The following is an 18,098-nucleotide window of genomic DNA, read 5'->3' on the forward strand; positions in this document are numbered from 1 at the left end:
GCCCGACTCTCGGCAACCGGTCCGTCGAACAGTACGAAAACGATGCCGAACGCCGCGCCTGATCGACCATCGTGGTCACAGAACCGCGCGCCCGGCCGGTTCGGCGTTCAAAGTACCACCACCGCGACAGGACAGCATCACATCGAATCGCCATCCGACGGCAGCACATTCGCGTCGACGCGGCCGTCGTGCACCTGGCCGGGTGCCCGGGATATCAGATCCCGCATGCTCCGGATCCCGTAGCGACCGAGGGATGCCCGCACCTCGTCGGCGTGCGGCCCCTCCCACCATGGTTCGGTCTCGATCAGCACCGGTGGTGTGCCGGATGCGAACAGCACTGCCCTGCGCCTCGGTAGCGACCGCAGGTCCGACACCCCGAGCGTGCTCGTCGAGGTGATCGACTTCGAATAGCCGATACCGCGGGTCGACACCTTGACCGATCGTGACTCGACATCGTGATCGCCGATTCCGTTCACCCGCTCTCGCAGGAAGGGAACATCATCGACTCCGCTGCCCACCGACTTGATCGTCGCGGCGGACCACAGCTCTTTCATTCCGTCGTGTCCCCAGCACCGGACTCCTTGCGCCCAGGACTGCAGCATCGTCATCACGGTGACCCCGCGGGAGCCGTAATGGCTGCACCGCTGCGGAAAGTCGCGCCAGCGGACCACGTTCGCGGCATCGTCCAGAACCGCCAGCGACGGAACGCCCTTCCCGCACCGCGATGCCGCGACATCCAGCACCGCTTCGATGAAGGCGCTGACCAATGGCGCTGCTACGCCTCGCCCTTCTGCCGACAAGGCGTATAACGTGCCCCGGGTATCGATGAACTCTGCCTCATCGAACGCCTGCCTGTCGGAGTCCGGGGTGATCCACGGATGAATACTGGTGAATTTGAGGCAGCGCACCATCTTCTTGGCGGTGCCGAAGATGCCGTTCTGCTGGCGTATGTCCATGTTGTACACCGCCGCGAGTCCCGCCGCCGCGAAGGAACGCTGATGCTTGCGGAGCAGCTCGAGCGGTTCGGTGTCCTGGGGATACGTCACCCACTCCCATACTTGCAGGATCGAACGGCGCTCGACCGACGCGGCCAGTAACAGTGCGGCCAGTAGCTCCTCGCCCTCGATCTCGAAGTAGTCGTGCGCGTCGGTGCGTTTGTCCGCGTCGGCGAAGTGACGGGCCAGGTGCGCAGCACGGAGGTCATCGCCGCCGACCCAGGCGATCGGGTCCCAGAACCAATCCGGCGCCTCGCCCGCCACCCCGTCGGGATCGAACACCCAGATCGTGCTTCCCTTCGTCGCGCGAACGTGCCGGGTCGCATCCACGATGTCGCGATTATTCGACGTCGCGATCACCGGGCCGATGGCACCTACGATCGCGGGGACAGCCCTGCAAGTCGACTTGCCTTGCCGCGGACCCCAGACATCCAAATACAGATCGTCATACGATCCGTAAAGCCGCTCAGCGCCCACAACCGAGGTGCCGATGAATACACCGGGCTCGTCGTCACTTCCGAGCCGTATCCCGAGCGAGTTGGCCTTCTCTCGCGCCCCAGCCGTCGTGAGCGGTGCGAGCGCCTTGCCTGTTGCCATGAACCGGGCCTTGTCGTCGACAGCTTGCCCGGCGCGCGCACGGAGCTCGCGGAGCGAAATCAGCGCGATCCAGCCGAGAGCGATGATCGTGCCCTCGATGATCAGCGTCATCGTGGCGGCAGGCGGCCACCGCAGCTCTCCTCGGACCAGCTGCACGATCGCGGCGATCGGATTCGCGGGAACATCTTGGGGGGCTGCCGACCGCGCGTTCCCCACGTGCATCGCGACGACAACGATCGCAGCCGCGAGAACGATCCAGAGGAACACCCGGACGACGAGCGTCACCTCAAAGGTCTGTTCCCTCTTCACCTTCGTCATACCCCACCCCTTCACGAAAGCCGCTCCGACATCAAAACCTCGCCCGTGGATACCTGCTTCATGGCGACCGCACCAAAGCCCTTACCTCCGTGCGCCGAGCCAAGGAGATCGCACCGACCCAAACTCGTTATCACCCCATGGTCCACGAGACCATCCGCGTCCTCGCCCGCCACGACGCAAGGAGCAACGAGAGCGTGCGGGGATTCGCCGCTTGGTGCGGCAGCGATCGCGTGTGATCGCAATCGGTCGTCCGCGAGAGGCAACTGGTGGAGTCGGCCTGGGTCTCTGCGGTCGCTACGTCACCTTCCGACGCGCGTTGCTGATGGTGGCCAAATACATGATCAGCCTTCCTCCCCGATCGCTTCCACGACGAACGGTGGCCCTCCGGTACCGTCGCCCACGCGGATGCGGGTCCCGGGCGCGGGATTGTTCTTGATGATCCACCGGTTGAGTGGATGGCGAAGCCACTGTTCCAGCAGTGGGTTTCGAATCTGCCTCGCTCCCAGCGTGGAGCCGACACGGGCCAGTTCCTCCGTCACCGCCTTCGTGATCGACGCTTGGTCGAAGACCACCTGATAACCACGACTGGCGGCGGAGGCGGCGAGTTGACGGAGGAACTTCGCGACGATCGAACCGATCACCTCGGGTCGCAGGATGTCGAAGACCACTATCCCGCCGCCGAGTCTTCCGAGCAGTTCGGGGCGTCCGAGCTTGGTGGACATGTAGTCGGCTACGGCGTTTTCGAAATGCAGCCGGACCTCGTCGTATGTCCGTTGGGACGTCGGCTGGCCGCTCTGCCGCGCGAAATCCTCGCCGAGGGATCTCGGTGCCAGGGGGCTCTGGGCCGCGGAACCCTGCCCGAGGGGATTCGGTCCGAGCGAACTCTGGCTCAGAGCGCCCTGCCTCAGGGAACTCTGCCCGAGCAGACTCTTTCTGATCGGGCTCTTGTCGCCCGCGCCCGGCCCGTTCAAGGTGTCGGCGCCCAGATTCGAGGTGAAGATCACCACCGATTGGGAGAAGTAGGCCGTGCGCCCCTGCCCGTCGGTGAGCCTACCGTCATCGATGATCTGCAAGAACTTGTCGAAGATCCGGGGGTTCGCCTTCTCGATCTCGTCGAAGAGCACCACGCTGAAGGGCCTTTCGATGATCCAGTTGGTCAGCGCGCCGCCGTTCTCGTGACCGATGTAGCCGGGTGGGGCGCCGGTGAGGCGCTCGCTGGCGTGGTCTTGACTGAACTCGCTCATGTCGAATCGACGCAGCGCGGTCTCGTCGTCGAACACCAGTTGCGCGATCGCCTTCGCCAATTCGGTCTTGCCGACCCCGGTCGGGCCGACGAAGAAGAACACTCCCTTCGGGCGGGCGGCAGGGCCGTCCGGGTCGGCGACGAAATCGATGCCGATGCGCGCGTCGACCAGCATGTCCGCCACCGCACGCACGGCGGCGTCCTGCCCCATCACGCGGTCGGCGAGAATCTGCTCCGCGTTCAGGATCTTCGCACTGTCGAGCTGCTCCCACGGGTCGTCGCGCACGCCGAAGCGGTGGCGCATCACGAGCCGGCGCGGCGCGGTCGGGGCGATCCTGGCCAGGTGCGATGTCGGGCCCAACGCCGCGATATCGCGCAGCGTCATGCCGTCGGTGAGGCTGGTCAGCGACTTGGCGGCGGCGTCGGCTCGACCGGGATCGAGGACCGCGTCACTGTAATAGGTACCGATATTCCGGCGCAGGAAGATCATCCGCTCCGCGGCGGTGGGCGGCGGGATCTCGAAAGTCGCGACATGGGGATTGCCCAGGTGCACCCAATCCGGCAGTGTGCCCACGCGTTTGGCCAGGAGAACCAGGATGTTGCGCAGTTGACCGTCCCTGGCGCCGGGAGCGTGGTGCTCTTCGGTGAGCATTTTCCGCAACCAGGCCAAGTTCAGCTGATAGCCCTCCTCAGCGGCCGCTTCCCGTCCGAAGATGAGGTCGGCCTGATCGATGATCACCGCGCAGGCGCGGTTGCGCTGAACGAGCAGCGATCTGGTGGCGGCGAGCAGATCGGCCGGGGTGCGGATCGCGGGCCCCGCGGTCGAATCCGCGCGGGCGCGCAGTTGTTGCTCGGCGGCGGTGATCCGGCGGCCGCGCGCGGAGTCCTCGGTCGCGTCCGGAGCAGCCGGTGGTGGCGGCGCCGGTGCGGTGTCCAGGCGCGAGTTGACGAAACTCCTGCTGGTCTCGTCGGCGTAGGACAACCCGTCGACCAGGTCGTAGCGCGTGGTCGCGGTGTAACCCGCCCAGCCCAGAAAGCTGGGGAAAGCGATGTCGACCGGGTGGAAGTCGTCGTCCCAGAGCACGAGGTCGTCCACGTTTCCGTGCAAGACCAGATGACGACCACGACAGACCTCGTGATAGATCCGGGCGAACCAGGTCGCCACCGGTTGCGTCTGCGCGGTCACGACGACCATCCCGACTGCCGCGTGTTCTCCGTGGCCGCCCCGCGCCGCGCCGCGCCCGGCGGCCGAGGCGACCCATCGTCGTCCCAGGACACCGCACCGGTCTCGAAACCGTTGTGCCGCAACGACGAATTGAGCGCCTCCGCCAGATCGCGCAGGCTCCCGCAGGAACGGCCGTCCAGCGCGATCGCCTCGTCGGCTCCCTCCCGGATGTAATCGACGCGATGTTCCCGGTGCTCGTCGTCGTGCACGACCACGAGCAGCGGATCGCCACGGCGAGGCTGGGCACGCAGCGCCACACTGCCGTCGGCCCCCGACTCCAGTGACGAGGAATCGACGGCGAAGCCGAGTCCGGGTAGCGCCTCGAGGATCGCGCCGAGCATCTCGCGGCGCTCGGTGAAGCGTTCGATGGCGGCATCGAGGTCGCGCTCGACCGCCGCGAGACGCCCCGTCAACCGATCGGCGAGTTCGGCGGCCCGGTCGGGTTCATCCCGGTCCAGATACGCCCGGACTTCCGCCAGCGCCTCCCCCGCCATCGCGATGTCCTGTGACGAGACCTGCGCCGCGGCTGCCTCCTGCGCGAGGGCGCGGATGCGTCCGGCCAATTGATGTTCGGTGGCGCTGGCGGCGCGAACCTGTTCCGCGTGCGCGGCCGCCCGCTCGGTGACCGCCGAATGGTGGGCCCGCACCGTGGCGATGGCCGTGGGGGCTGCCGCGAGGAACGAGGCAAGGTCGTCACGCCGCAGAAATCCACTCAGTTCGGCGACGGCTGCCGCGCTGCGCGTCGCACCGTCCGAGTCGAACCGCTGACGCTGCCGAATATCGTTCTGCGCCAGTATTGCCTGCAACGACGCCACCTGCTCGGCGCCAGTCCGTCTACCGCGCTGGAGGATTTCCGTGGACACGGAGGCACGCAGTACTTCGGCAGCGGTGACCGCACGATCGGCCTTGCCGAGCTTTTTCATCGTGGTCGCGTCGTCCAGGAGTGACCGCGCACTGTCCAGTGCGGCAGTCACCGGCGCGACATCCGACGCTTCCGCCCCGGGTTCCTCCGCCAATGCCGCACAGGCGGCGGCCAGCGTCGCCAGCCGCCGTGCCGTCTCGGCCCGTGCCGCGTCCAACGCCTCCTTGGCCCGTCGCGCCTGCTCGGCCTGTCGCGCGCGTTCGCGCTCCTGTCGTTCGCGTTCCAGCCGACGCTGCCGTTCGGCATCCGCCGTGACCTTGCTGTATTTCGGCGACCTGCTCACCGGGCTCTCACTCGCTTTCTTCTCGCAACGGCGCCATCCGCAGCGCTTGTTCGAATCGGCTACGGAAGTCCGCGACCGCGGGCACCCCGAGCCACTGGACGGTCCCGTCACCGAGGACCTCGATCTGCAACCCGGCACTGCGGTCGGGTTCGTCCAGCTCGGCCGCGTGACGTGCGGTCAGCTGGCGGATCCGCTGATTCGCGGACCCGCGCCAGCGCAGATCCCCGTGCCGAGCCGCCACGTATGGTCCGTCGACCAGCAGATCGACTCGACTCAGCAACTCGTCGACGGCACTGTCTCCCCTGTTGCGGAGGTGCCGCAAGGTGAAGCCGGTGAAGCACAGGACCGACAGGTCACGTTCCCGGCGCACCGCCCGGATCAGCGCGGCCAGTGCCGCCGCTTGGGCGAACGGCTCGCCGCCCGAGAGCGTCAGCCCGTCGGCCGCGGAGGCGACGATGTCGGCGGCGAGATCGGCCACGGGCACGCGTGTACCGCCCTCGAACGGTATCCACTGCGGGCTCACGCACCCCGGACAAGACAGGGGGCAACCCTGCACCCAAACCACGAAACGTGTTCCCGGTCCGAGCGTGCGGCACGCGGGGTGGGTCTCGGCGACCACGACGAACTCGGCGGCGCTCATCGGAACGACGCGATCGCGATGACGACGAGGATGATCGCCAGACCGACGAGCATCACCCTCGCGACCAGGCCCAAGAACGCGGGAGCCGAACTCGACGTCGAAGGCACGGGTTGCCGGGGAGTCGGTCTGGTGGTCGTCGGCGGGGCCGGGCGCGGGCCGGGCGGAGTCGTGGACGGGACGATACCGACCGGCTTGCGTTGCGTTGCCGAACCGGCCGGCTTGCGCTGCGTCGCCGAACCGGCCGGTTTGCGTTGCGTCGCCGAACTGGCCGGTTTGCGTTGCGTTGCCGAACCGGCCGGTTGCGCAGCGGGGGGCGCGATGACGATCTTCGGAAGTCCCGTCGCCGGATAGTGCTCCCCGAAACCGGCCCGGCTGATGCCGCACCAGACGCATTCCGACAGCGAGCTGTGGTACACGTGCCGCTGATTCTCCCGGCATCCCATCAGCTGGAAACCCGCTCGATCGAGGGCATCCGCCCACGCCTGTGCGGTCGGACGCGCCGTGGGGTCCCGGTGGCCGCTGCCGAAGCAGGCCATGGCCAGCTCCCGCACCTCGGGCGGCAGCAGTTCCACCGGTGCGGCGCCGGGCACGGTGACGAACCGCTCCGGGAAGAGAAGGCGGTTGTTCTGCTGCTGAATATTCTCGGCGGCGGCGAAATCCGGCGTATCCGGGTCGACCGGCACGCCTTCGAAGGGATGGTCGCCTTCCATCAGCAACTGGCACACCAGCACCGCGAGACCGAAGTTGTCGTGGCTCGGTGTGAGCGTCTGCCCGTTCGCCGCCATGGGCGGTGCGTACTCCGGGGTGACCTTCGTACACCGGAACAGTTCACCGCTGCGTGGATCGGTGAACTGCACGGCGTCACAATCGATCAGCGTGACGTGGCCCGACCTGGACACCAACATGTTCGTCGGGCTCACGTCGCCGACGACGATTCCCACCGCGTGCAGCATCGCCAGTAGCCGCGCGGCCCTGGCCGCCACCGCGACCAGCACCCGCCAGGTGGGTTCGTCGACGGCCTCGATCCGCTGGCCGGGGTCGAACAACGTGGTCAGCGACTTACCGTGGACCAGCGGCATCAGGAATCCCGCGGTAGCGCCCGCGTCGTCGTGCAGCACCTCGCGAGGCCAAGCCACGTGCAGGTGCTCGGCGTTGTCACCTTCCCAGGTCGCCGGGATCGTCCGGCGCAGGGCGGCGAGCTTGCGCGCCCTGGTGGGGTCACCTTGATCGAGGTAGATCTTGGCGCACAGGTCCGAGGTACCGTCGAGCCCGTAGACGAGGCCCTCGGCGCCACCGCCGAAGTTGTTCGGCTGCAGCGTGATCCGGCGCCCGCCGGGAATGAAGAAGCTCACTGTCCCACCTGCGCGTCGTCGTGCACTTCGACCTGCTGCGCGGGGGCCGACCGCCGCACGGCCAGCACGACTGTCTTGTCGTCGGTGGAGGTAGCGGCGAACTGCGCTGACTTCAGATATGCCTCCAGCTCGCCGTCGGCTGCTGCGTGCCGGCCGAAATAGTCGAAGTATTTCCGGAATTCCGGTGGCGCCTGGTAGTGCAGGTCGCCGTTCGGTGTGCCGGCCACCGTGAGCATTCCCTCCGCCAGCCCGTCGGAACACACGGCCATCGCGGTGATGCGGTCATCCACGATCACGTGGCTCTGGATGTGCTGATTTCGGTTTCCCGAGGTGAGAAACGTTGTCGCGCCGACATTTTCGCGTGGACTAGCCGTCACGACGAGCCGCGGCCCACCCGGATCACGGTGGACCACCAGAAAGCAGTCCCCGACACTGACGTACAGGAAGTAGGGCGGCTGCGCGACCACCGCCAGCAAAGTCGTCGCGAAAGACGCTCGGATCTCCGTCTCCGGCTCGTCCGGATGCTCGGCGAGAACCCGACGCGTCAGTTCGAACACGCCGCGATCGAAACGCTCCAGGCACTCGGATTGGAAGTCACGCAGCGCTGCGGACCAGCCACCGAGTCCGTTCGGCATCCCCGCACCGAAAACGTGCTCGGCCGCGTCCCACGCCGCACCGACGGCAAGTTCCGCGCCCTGGTCGGAACGGCGGTACGAACCCGCACCGTCCGCGACCGCGAACAGGCAACACCGCGGATTAATCGAACGGACCAATTTCCTGTCCTGATTGGGCAGTCCGCTTCGCACGTGCCCCGGCCCCGTCACCGTCGACGTGACCGCGGTCCACACCGCCCCCGCCCCTCGCATGCATTCGCTCCGCATGGTCAGCCCTGATTCTGGATCCAGTTATCGATCCGGGACATCTTGGTCGCCTGCTCGTTGGCCCGGGCGTACACCGTCTCGGCGGGCTCCGACCTGGACGCTCCCGCCGCGGACTCGATGCTGGAGGAGACGAATCGGAGAATCTCGGTGAAGCTGACGTCCGCGAGGTAGCGCCACGAGTTGGGGGCGAGGCCGGCCAGGACCTCTTGATCCGCACCCGCTACGCCGAGGGCGAAGAAGAGCAGGTGTTTGCCGTTCTCCTGCTGCCGGATGGCAGGCGCGAGATCGCGCCACTGATCGCTCCGCTGCCCGGAGTTGTCGGTGGGAACGCCGTCCGTGATCATGTACACCATGGGCCTGCTGCTCAGCGGATGCCCGCTGAGACGCAATTCCTGCCTGCGGGCGGCCATCAGCTCGAACGCGTACTGCAGCGCCTGCACCATCGGCGTGACGCCACCGGCCTTCAGCGGCGCAGGGCTGAACTGGGCCACCGGAACATAGGGTTGGGCCGCCGCACCGGCGGTCCGGCCGCTCGGGTCGACCGCCTGAACACCGCCTTCACCGAAGGTGATCAACGCGATTTCGCCTTGCCTGCGGACGTGATCGTCCTTCAGCAGCTCGGTCCGCCACGTCGCCAGGGCCTGGTTCAGTTCACCGATGCGGTTTTCCTCGGTCATCGAATACGACGTGTCCACGACCAGAGTGATCAGGATCCTGCTCTTCGCAGGCTGCACCGGCAACGCGTCGATTCCGGCAGGTGGTTGGGTCATGACAGCAACCTCGTTCTTCAAGGGTTGGAGAGTATGGAAGAGAAATTCGGGTCAGCGCCGGAAGCCGTCGCGCGGCAAGGGCACCACCTGGACCGCGTCGCCCGGTACGCCGGTGGCCGAATCCGGACGGGCGTTGTCGACCCATAGGACGAACTCGGCGAACTCGGCATAGCCGCCCGTGGCGTCGATATGGGTGCGGGCGGTGCCCCGGGTGCCGACTACGGCGTAGAGCTGCGCTATTTCGGAAAGACCTGATGCGTCCACGTGGACCGGGACGACGTGCGGCGCCTCGGGCGGGACCGGTGCGACGGGTAGGTCCGCGGTTCGTTCCGCGCGGGTGGCAGGTACGTCCGCCGAGACGGCGCGCGCCTGCGGCGGCGGATTCACCGGGTGCGGATTATGCGGCCATGGTGTCGGTCGCGGTTGGGGGCCGCTCGAGGGACGGCCATCGATGGCCGGGCCGCGCCAGCCACCGGGTGGTAGCCCGCGCTCGCCAGCCGTCCGGCGGGCACCCGATCCAGCGCGGCGCACCCGCACCCACTCGGCGACGGCGTACACGAGCGCCAATACCGGCGGTATCAGGAACGCGGTCGCGAAGGCGGGCCACCACCCGAAGTCTCGCCGGGTGATCGTCACGGAGTAGAGGCGATCACCGTTCGGACCGATCGCGACGGAACCGTCACCGGCCTCCCATTCGCCGAACGACTGGTAGTAGGCGGCGGGCGGGCACCACTCGGGTGGCGTACACGGCGCCTCCACCACGACGAGGATCGGTCCCGAGAAGCCCGTTTCCCGGCGGACCTGCTCCGCGATATCCAGCTGCGTGCCTTCATCACGCAGACCGACGACCAAAGCCGTATCGGCGTGCTCGCGCGTGGTTATCCAGCCGACCAGCAGGGGTGTGGAAAACAGGAGAACGACGGCCAGCCACGCCAAGAGGAACCACCGGATTCGCGCGGCGCGCAATCCGCGAATAAGTTGCATCGACAATTCTCGTCACTATGAATGGCTCGATGCCGCACATGCGACGGCTCCGAGCACGGAAATAAGCCGGGAAACATCCCGGGCAGTATGTTGAAATCCGATCTCCCCGAACGACCGTGCCGCCCATCGACGCGGTAGCGGCACATGAGCCATGTTACCCCAATCGGACACAACACTCGCAATTTCCAGGAAAACGATCGGACAATTAACGACCTATTCATCCTCGGGGTGGAAAGAATCGTGCAGTCCGATTCTCCCCTTAGGGGATTTATTTCCCAACCGACCGGTGTGCATGCAATTCGGTCACCCGCCGACGCCGTGCCGGGCACCAATGAGCACACGATCGGCATCGGCGGACGCAGAACTTGCTCGGACTCGCCTGGGCGAGCGAGGATTCGAGGAAATAGCCCGATCCCGGGTGGAATCGAGCCGTCACCATAGATCGCGTGCCAGATCTTGCCGACCGGTAAGAAAACACGGGAGCGACGCGACTCGAAGGTGTTCAGCGGTATGAGTTCAGCTCGCCGTACGCCACCTGACGTCGGTGACGAGAGGTCGCGGGAGTGCCGTGCGTCCGGTTGGCTGGTGGCGGGAGCTGTCCTGTCGACAACTCACGGATTCATGAAATCGGCGAAGCGGGACGAGCGTTCGCCGTCCGGGTGGAACGACGCTCCTACGCGTCGGCCGCCGCGATATCCCGGCTGACCAGTTGCTCGAGGGCTCGAGGTTTCGGCTGTTCGGCCGGCTTACTGTCCACGGTGGCGATCAGGTACACGCACGCCCCGACCCCCGCGATCAGGACGGCGACGAGAGTGTGAATGCGCGCTCTGCGCAACAGATGCCGGACGTGCCAGGCGTGGATCAGGGCCAACAGCCTGGCGCGGAGCCCGCGGTAGTAGGCGATGTTCGCCCTGGCGTCTTGCAGCGCGAGTTCCAGCAACGCGCGCTCGTGCGGCCGATCCTCGACTGCCGTCGCACGGGCGATCTCGCCCGCGACGCGCTGATGCAGTTCGGACTGCTGCTGCAGGTCGGCTACGCGCGTTCCGTTCGGGCCGAAGAAGTTCTCGGGCGAGCGCGCGATGAGCCGGACCAGCCCGGCCAGGTGCGTCATCGCGGGATCGTCCAGGTCCATCAACGTGCTGACCGGCGGCGTCAGCGCGTCACTCGTCACCCAGATCGCCCAGCACACGGCCAGCAGGGCGACGGCGAGCCCCGCGACGGCCGCGACGATATGCCAGGTCCCGTGCAGTCTGCCCAATGCGGCCAGCGGCGCCGTGCCGATCAGCAACGCTCCGATGGCGGCGGCCGCACCGACGGTCCATCGGGCGACCGCGCGCATGTCGGCGATCGCGTCGAGGGGCGAGGGCAATCGGTCGGCGGACGCGCCGCCGTCGGTGCCGGTCATCTGGCGGACTCGGTGCCGCCGGATGCGTCGTCCAGCGACTTCGTCACCTCGATCGGGCCGAGATCGGGAACCTGACCGTAGGGAATCCAGTTGGAATCCACCGACCCGTCGGCCCCGTCGGGCAAGTAATACACTTGGCCGCGAATAATTCTCACCGATTGGGCCGGACCGTCCATGGGATCATTGGGCACTCGGAGATTGTGACACGGCGCGGCGATCGACGATACCCGGTTTCACCGATGAAACATAAATCTCGAGCCGTGCGATGGAGAGCATGGCAGCGCCACACGGCTGGGTGTATATGTCGTTCGGCCGCAATTGATTCACGGAGGGGGCGGCAGGATGTCGGTCGAGTCGAGCACCCGCGCGAATTCCGGCGCACGGGCGACGGCTGTGCTGCGTATCGAAGATTCGTCCGTCCGATTGGATACGGGCGGGAAATCTTTCCGGCACAGCGTCGGCGGGCCGACGCTCGAGGCGGCTGCGCTGCTGGCCGAATTGGCCGAGCTACGCGCCCGGCGCGCGGTCCGTCCCAGCCTGATCCATGAGGTCGGCATCGCGCTCGGCGAGTCGTTCCTGGATGGGCAGGCCGGTGTGGCGCTGGGGGCGGCGCTCGCCGAGGCGGCAGCGCTGGGCAACGAATTCCATTTATCGATCGAGACGCGATCGACCCGCCTCAGTCATCTTCCCTGGGAGGCGCTCGTCCTGCCGGACGCCACGGAGCGACACACACCGCGCGAGCCGTTGGGGTTGCAGCCGGACGTCTTCGTGCATCGTGGCGTGACGCGCACCCCGCCCGCGGCGGTAGCGGACGCGGAGACCTCCGGTGCGGATCGGCCCACCCGCTTTCGAATCGTGGTGGCGATCGCCTCACCGGAGAACGGGCGGGGATCGCTGCTGAACTACGAAGTCGAGCTGGAGCACGTACTGGCCGCCTTGTCCCCCGCGATCGACTCCGGCGCGATCGATGTCGAGATTCTCAATTGGGGCACCGCGGACGCGATCCGCGCGGCCTTGGCCGAGCGGCCGACGGACATTCTGCATATCTCCTCGCACGGCATCCCCGGCTACCTGTGTCTGGAAACCGCGACCGGCGACGACGACCTGATCGACGCCGACGGTGTCATCGCCCGCATCCTGCCCGAAGGCGGCGCGGTGCCGTTCCTGATGCTGTCGGCCTGTCATACCGGACGTGCGGCACGAGCAGGCGCCGACGCTTCGGACTCCGCGTCCGCGCTGGCCGCCTCGTTGGTCGCGCACGGCGCGCCGGGCGCCGTTGCCATGACCGACGAGGTTTCGGATCGGTTCTCCACCGCGCTGGCGCACCAGTTCTACCGCGCGGTCGCGACGGATCCCAGCGGCGACCCGGTGGACACCTTCTGCCGAACGCGACGGGAACTCGCTCGGCGATTCGCCGACGATCCCGCGAACGCGCGGCTGGCCGCCGAGTGGGTCATACCGACGGTATTCGCGCCACACGATCGGAGTCGTCCACGCCGAAGCCTGCTCCTGGCGAAAGCGGTACAGGCCCGGCCCGGCACGGTGGACGGTCGCCGTGACTTCGTCGGACGTCGCGCCGAACTGCGTGGACTGCTGGGCATACTGACCTCGCGCGAGCCTTGGGTGGTGTTGTCCGGCCTGAGCGGAATCGGCAAGACCGCACTCGCTCGCGAGGCCGTTCGCCTGCTCGGCGCCGACGTCGGCCACGTCGCCTTGGTCACCGACCATCACTCCCCCGACCGGATCCTCGACTCCATCTGGGGCCGATTGTGTAGTGGACCGCAACGGGAATCCTTCCTCTCGTGGGCCCGAGACGACGATCCGACCGACGGCTGGCGCAAGCGGCTCGGCGGCATGCAGTCCAAAGTCCTCTCCCGGCAACGGATCACGTTGGTGCTCGACGGTGTCGACGCGAACCTGATCGAAGACCCGAACGCGGGATTCCACCTGGATGCCGAGACATCGGAATTCATCGAGCATTGGACGAGCTGCGGTGGAAACGCCGGCTTGATCATCACCAGCCGCAAGGCCCTGTCCACGGCCACCGGATCGCTGGCGCGGCTGCACCAGCGGTTCCTCGGCCCACTGTCGAACGCCGAGACCGCCAAACTCATCCTCGACCTACCCGCTATCTCCGAGGTTCTGGCTCGCAATCCGAGAAACCGCGCGTCCATCGACTGGGTCGGTGGACACGCCGGGGCGCTGCGGCGGATCGAGGAACTCCTCGTGAGTTCCGAGGTGTCGGTCGACGAAGCGGTGGATCTGGCACTGCGGCAGGTCGGTGTGGACAGCGAACTCGATCGAGTGGCGGCACGGTGGACCGCGAACGACCCGGTCGGCCGACTGGTGCGCGGCCTCACGGTCTATCGGGTGCCGGTGGACCGGGTCGGGCTCGATTGGCAGGTAGCGGAGGACGCCCCCGAGACGGTCGATGACGTCCTGCTCGCGGCGGAGCGGCCGCACGCGCTTCCGGTCACGATGACGCGGTCCGCAGGCGGGCGCGCCCGGGAAACGCCGCTGGAACAGCAGCGCGAGCGAGCGCTGCGAACCGCGCTCACCTGGAGTCTGGTCTACAGCGGATTCGATCCGGATGGCGACGACCAGGTGTATGCGGTGCCGAACGCGGTGAAGGCGTTCCTCACCGAGGCGAGCGGCCGGGGGATCCAGCGCGCGCATCTTCGCGCGGCCAACTACTGGCGGTGGCGGGAAGACCGGCGGATGGCCGAGGACGACTTCGAGTTGTCCGACGCGACCTTCGTCGACGAGATTCATTACCACCTCTTGTGCGGCGCAGGCCCGGACGCGGCGGCCAAGGTGGTGGACGAGCTCGTCCTCGCGTTGTTCAGCGTGGGAACCCCGGATGCCGCGCAGAAGGTGATCCTGCTGACCCGGGAGGTGATTCGCCGGCCGGCCACGCCCGCCCTGGAACGTTGCGGAGCGCTGCTCTCCGCCAGTACCGCGTACAGCATCCTGCGCAGGCCACAGGATGCCGTCGCCGAGGGGCATCGCGCGATCGAGGTAGCGCGGGAGACCGGCGATCCGGTGCTCGGAGCGGTCTGCTCCTTGGTCGTCGCCGCCTACCTCCAGCGTGCCGGTGACCACGCGGCGGCGATCGAGCTGATCGAGCGGTGCCTCGCCCGGAACGAGGGCGAACAAGACCTGGTCCTGCAGGCCTACGGATACGCGCTGGCGAGCACACTGGCCGGGGAGACCGGGGATTTCGACGGCGTTCTGCGTTTGGCGGGTCAGGCGTTGGAATTGGCCGGGAGGGCGGACACCTCGCGCCGATCGGCGTCGGGATTGCAGCGCTTGCAGTCGCTCGCCCAGATGGTCGCCTACGGACCCGGCTCCAGATCCGCGGACCTTCCCGCTTCGAGGGGACTCCTCGAGATCGTCGGGGCGGAAGCCGAACTCATGGCAGTACTCCAGCTCGGGTCCGTGCACTTGATGCGAGGCAACATGGCCGACGCGGAACGGGCTGCCCGACGCGCGACCGAGCTGGCGGACAACTTCCAGATGCCGTTCTATGTAGCGGCGGCGACCTTCCTCACCGGAAGCATCGAGCTGGTGGGCGGGAAGATCGACCTCGCCGAGGAGACATTGCGCCGGGCACGGCTGCAGGCCGTGCGAATCGGTGACGGTCTGACCGAAACCCGCAGCTTGCTCCTGCTCGGAGATCTGTCGAAGCAGCGCGGCGACCTGCGCGGAGCGACCGACTGGTATCACCGCGCGCTGGATATGGCCGAGTTGATCGGCAACGACACCTTGTCGGCATTTCTCTGCCTCTCCCTGGCCATGCAGTCACTCGCCGAAGCGGACGACGTTCCCGCCGGAGAGTGGGTCGCCCGTGCGGAGCTGTACGGCAACAGCGCGGCCCACCCCGCGGTGCAGGCGGTCAAACTCTTCGTCACGGCAGTGGAGCTCAACTTCCAGGGCGACACCTTCGAGGCGGCCCGGGTCTTGCAGACGGCACTGGACCTGCTCGCCTCGACGGGCGGCAGTCCGCTGTTCGAGGCGGAGATCCTGCGCTTCATGGCGATCAACGCGATCGAAGGCGATGATCGCGACGCCTTCCTGTCCACGCTGCAAGCGCTGTCGGACATCGTGGACCGGACCGGGAACCTGCCCTCGCGCGGCATGCTGCTGTTCTTCACCGCCCTGCGGATGGGCGACGAAGCCGAAACGCCGGAAGAGCTCGCCCAGGTGCGAGATCAGCTCGACCAGGCTCGTGCGATCTTCGAGAGCATCCAAGCGAACGCCCTCGCGGGCATGGTGCTGCAATCCACCCTCGAGTTCTCCGAAGAACTGGAGTTGAGCAGCGCGGATACGGCCGAACGGGCGCAGCGTATGCAGAATCTCGCTCGTGTCGTCGGGGAAGGCGATCTCGTCGTGGACGCGGTGGAGTACGAGATCACGCGGGCGCTCGAGGACGGCCGGGTGCCGGACGCCCGAACGCTGCTCGACGATCTGCTCCACCGGCGCCTGCGCAGACTGGACGCGCCCTACAAGGTGGATGTCTTGATCGGCCGCGTGCTGCATGCCGAAGGCGACCTGGGCAACGCGTGGGACCATTTCCACCGGGCGCACGAGGACGCGATGGAGCGCGAGCACTGGGGCGCTGCCGTGGATACCGCCGGCAACCTCGCGGACCTGGCCGTCGAAGCGCAAGAACCCGCCCTCGCCATGGAAGCGGCGATCCGGGCGTTCGTCATCAACGCGGAGCGCGACGACTACTCCATGACGCTCAGGCTGGTCGACGGACTCGCGGAACTGTCGGACTGGTACGCGCAGGTGGATGAATCCTGGAGTTGGAGCGCGGGATTGGCACTCGCGGCGCGGGAATCTCCGTCGCCGTTCGAGAGCGCGGTCTGCTTGCGCAGGCTCGGCGGCGACGCGCTCGAGCGGGAGGAGAGCGACGCCGCCGAGAGTTGGCTGCTCCGATCGCTTTCGCTCAACGAAGGATCATCCTTCGCGCACGATTGGGAGCGGCATTTCGCCCGGACCACGTTGGTGCAGTTGCTGTTGCGGCAGGAGAGATACCCCGAAGTGGTGGAGGTTCTGGCCAGGGACATCGACGAGTACGAGGGAAGCGACATGGACACGATGAGCGGTATCCGCGCGTTGCTCCCGGACGAGCAGTTCCTCGACATCGTGCGCCGGACCGTTGGCGAGGCCACCTACCAACGGATCGCGAGCCAGACACAGACGCCGTGGTGGGAGCAGCGAACCTCGTCAGCCGAGTGAGCGGAAGAATTCGCGCAGGTCGCCGACGAACAGGCCGGGCGCCTCGAGTGCCGGGAAGTGCCCGCCGGAGTAGAACTCCGACCAGTGGGTGATGTGGTGCGCCCGTTCCGCGAAGCGGCGGATGGCGTAGTCGCCGTCCTTGAAGACCGCTACGCCGGTCGGCACGGTGCCCTTCGGCTGCGGGGCGAACATGGTCGCGTCGTGGAAGCGTTCGTAGTAGAGGTTCGCGACGCTGCGGGCGGTGTCGGTGAACCAGTAGACGCTCACCGTGGTCAGCAGGCGGTCCAGGTCGACGGCCTGCTCGGGCAGGTCGTGGGAGCGGTCGGTCCACTCGCGGTACTTCTCCACGATCCAGCCGAGCTGGCCGGCCGGGGAATCGGCGAGCAACTGGGCGATGGTGTACGGGCGGGAGCCCTGCACCTTCATGTAGGCCGAGCCGTCGTCCTGGAACTTCTTCATCGCGCCGAGCCGCGCCCGCTCCGCGTCGGTGAGCGCGGCCAGGTCGGCGGGGTCGCCGGTCGGGAAGGTCACCAGCGCGTTGACGTGCACGCCGAGTACGTGACCGGAATCGATCCGCCCCAGGGCCGGGGCGATGAAGGCGCCGTGGTCACCGCCCTGCACGCCGTAGCGGTCGTAGCCGAGGCGGCCCATGAGTTCGGCGAGCGCCGCCGCGATCCGGCCGTCGTTCCAGCCCGGCTCGGTGATCGGGCCGGAGAAACCGTGACCGGGCAGTGAGGGGATGACCAAGTGGAAGGCGGGCGCGTCCGGGGCTTCGTGCGCGACGGGATCGGTGAGCGGGCCGATCACGTCGCGGAAGTCGGCCACCGAACTGGGCCAGCCGTGCAGCAACAGCAACGGGGTGGCGTCCTCCCGGGTCGAGCGCACGTGCAGGAAGTGCACATTCTGTCCGACGACGGTGGTGGTGAACTGCGGGTAGGCGTTCAGCTCCGCCTCGGCGGCGCGCCAGTCGAACTGCTCGGCCCAGTACCCGGCCAGCCCTTTCAGGTAGGCGGTCGGCACACCGCGCTCCCAGCCGGCACCGGGCAGGTCATCGATCCAGCGGGTGCGGGTCAGGCGCAGGTGCAGGTCGTCCAGTTCGGCCTGCGAGATGTCGATGCGGAATGGGCGGATCTCGGTGTTCGTCATGGCATTGATACTTCGGGTAAAGAGGGGGTGAGCGAATCACGAGAACTCGTTATCTTCGGGCGGCGCAGGGTTGGCACCGCCCGCGCGGTGCGG

At 67.3% G+C, this 18,098-nt stretch carries 12 protein-coding genes; 1 reads left to right on the plus strand and 11 read right to left on the minus strand.

Annotated elements, in window-relative coordinates:
• Positions 1 to 137: 137 nt before the first annotated feature.
• The 10 genes from HOV91_RS29265 to HOV91_RS29310 all read right to left on the minus strand — a co-directional run bounded on the left by HOV91_RS29265 (position 138) and on the right by HOV91_RS29310 (position 11,806).
• On the minus strand, positions 138 to 1,910 hold the full coding sequence (locus HOV91_RS29265) for a type IV secretory system conjugative DNA transfer family protein (protein WP_174188538.1): 1,773 nt from the start codon (positions 1,908 to 1,910) through the stop codon (positions 138 to 140).
• A 341-nt stretch (positions 1,911 to 2,251) separates the two neighbouring features.
• The gene (locus HOV91_RS40910) at positions 2,252 to 4,339 is read right to left on the minus strand and encodes an AAA family ATPase (RefSeq protein ID WP_174188539.1); all 2,088 of its coding nucleotides are present in this window, start codon (positions 4,337 to 4,339) and stop codon (positions 2,252 to 2,254) included.
• A complete protein-coding gene (locus HOV91_RS29275; RefSeq protein WP_174188540.1) occupies positions 4,336 to 5,583 on the minus strand; it encodes an amino acid adenylation domain-containing protein in 1,248 nt (415 codons plus the stop codon). The genes HOV91_RS40910 and HOV91_RS29275 overlap by 4 nt, the downstream gene beginning before the upstream one ends.
• A 7-nt stretch (positions 5,584 to 5,590) precedes the next feature.
• Entirely contained in the window at positions 5,591 to 6,223 is a 633-nt protein-coding gene (locus tag HOV91_RS29280; RefSeq protein ID WP_174188541.1) for a 4Fe-4S single cluster domain-containing protein, read from the minus strand.
• Positions 6,220 to 7,575 carry a protein kinase domain-containing protein gene (locus HOV91_RS29285; protein WP_174188542.1) on the minus strand — a complete coding sequence of 452 codons (1,356 nt, stop codon included), beginning with the start codon at positions 7,573 to 7,575 and terminating at the stop codon, positions 6,220 to 6,222. The genes HOV91_RS29280 and HOV91_RS29285 overlap by 4 nt, the downstream gene beginning before the upstream one ends.
• A complete protein-coding gene (locus HOV91_RS29290) occupies positions 7,572 to 8,441 on the minus strand; it encodes a PP2C family serine/threonine-protein phosphatase (protein ID WP_174188543.1) in 870 nt (289 codons plus the stop codon). Before HOV91_RS29290 ends, HOV91_RS29285 begins: the two co-directional genes overlap by 4 nt.
• A 17-nt stretch (positions 8,442 to 8,458) precedes the next feature.
• Positions 8,459 to 9,226: a vWA domain-containing protein gene (locus tag HOV91_RS29295; protein ID WP_174188544.1), complete on the minus strand. Its 768-nt coding sequence runs from the start codon at positions 9,224 to 9,226 to the stop codon at positions 8,459 to 8,461.
• 51 nt (positions 9,227 to 9,277) lie between these two features.
• On the minus strand, positions 9,278 to 10,210 hold the full coding sequence (locus HOV91_RS29300) for a hypothetical protein (protein WP_174188545.1): 933 nt from the start codon (positions 10,208 to 10,210) through the stop codon (positions 9,278 to 9,280).
• A gap of 673 nt (positions 10,211 to 10,883) precedes the next feature.
• A complete protein-coding gene (locus HOV91_RS29305; RefSeq protein ID WP_174188546.1) occupies positions 10,884 to 11,615 on the minus strand; it encodes a hypothetical protein in 732 nt (243 codons plus the stop codon).
• Entirely contained in the window at positions 11,612 to 11,806 is a 195-nt protein-coding gene (locus tag HOV91_RS29310) for a hypothetical protein (RefSeq protein WP_174188547.1), read from the minus strand. Before HOV91_RS29310 ends, HOV91_RS29305 begins: the two co-directional genes overlap by 4 nt.
• A 151-nt stretch (positions 11,807 to 11,957) precedes the next feature.
• On the opposite strand from HOV91_RS29310, the gene HOV91_RS29315 reads away from it, so the two are divergent.
• Positions 11,958 to 16,859, plus strand: a complete 4,902-nt coding sequence (locus tag HOV91_RS29315) for a CHAT domain-containing protein (RefSeq protein WP_174188548.1) — start codon at positions 11,958 to 11,960, stop codon at positions 16,857 to 16,859.
• On the opposite strand, the gene HOV91_RS29320 is transcribed toward HOV91_RS29315, so the two are convergent.
• Positions 16,848 to 18,005: an epoxide hydrolase family protein gene (locus HOV91_RS29320; RefSeq protein WP_174188549.1), complete on the minus strand. Its 1,158-nt coding sequence runs from the start codon at positions 18,003 to 18,005 to the stop codon at positions 16,848 to 16,850. The two genes, HOV91_RS29315 and HOV91_RS29320, sit on opposite strands and share 12 nt — an antisense overlap.
• Positions 18,006 to 18,098: the final 93 nt, after the last annotated feature.

This window comes from Nocardia barduliensis (genome assembly GCF_013315795.1).
Classification (GTDB): domain Bacteria; phylum Actinomycetota; class Actinomycetes; order Mycobacteriales; family Mycobacteriaceae; genus Nocardia; species Nocardia barduliensis.

Excerpts from the sequence above, each read along its gene's own strand:
- HOV91_RS29265 (WP_174188538.1), bottom strand. The coding sequence starts at position 1,910 with ATGACGAAGGTGAAGAGGGAACAGACCTTTGAGGTGACGCTCGTCGTC.
- HOV91_RS29280 (WP_174188541.1), bottom strand. The coding sequence starts at position 6,223 with ATGAGCGCCGCCGAGTTCGTCGTGGTCGCCGAGACCCACCCCGCGTGC.
- HOV91_RS29290 (WP_174188543.1), bottom strand. The coding sequence starts at position 8,441 with ATGCGAGGGGCGGGGGCGGTGTGGACCGCGGTCACGTCGACGGTGACG.
- HOV91_RS29295 (WP_174188544.1), bottom strand. The coding sequence starts at position 9,226 with ATGACCCAACCACCTGCCGGAATCGACGCGTTGCCGGTGCAGCCTGCG.
- HOV91_RS29300 (WP_174188545.1), bottom strand. The coding sequence starts at position 10,210 with ATGCAACTTATTCGCGGATTGCGCGCCGCGCGAATCCGGTGGTTCCTC.
- HOV91_RS29305 (WP_174188546.1), bottom strand. The coding sequence starts at position 11,615 with ATGACCGGCACCGACGGCGGCGCGTCCGCCGACCGATTGCCCTCGCCC.
- HOV91_RS29315 (WP_174188548.1), top strand. The coding sequence starts at position 11,958 with ATGTCGGTCGAGTCGAGCACCCGCGCGAATTCCGGCGCACGGGCGACG.
- HOV91_RS29320 (WP_174188549.1), bottom strand. The coding sequence starts at position 18,005 with ATGACGAACACCGAGATCCGCCCATTCCGCATCGACATCTCGCAGGCC.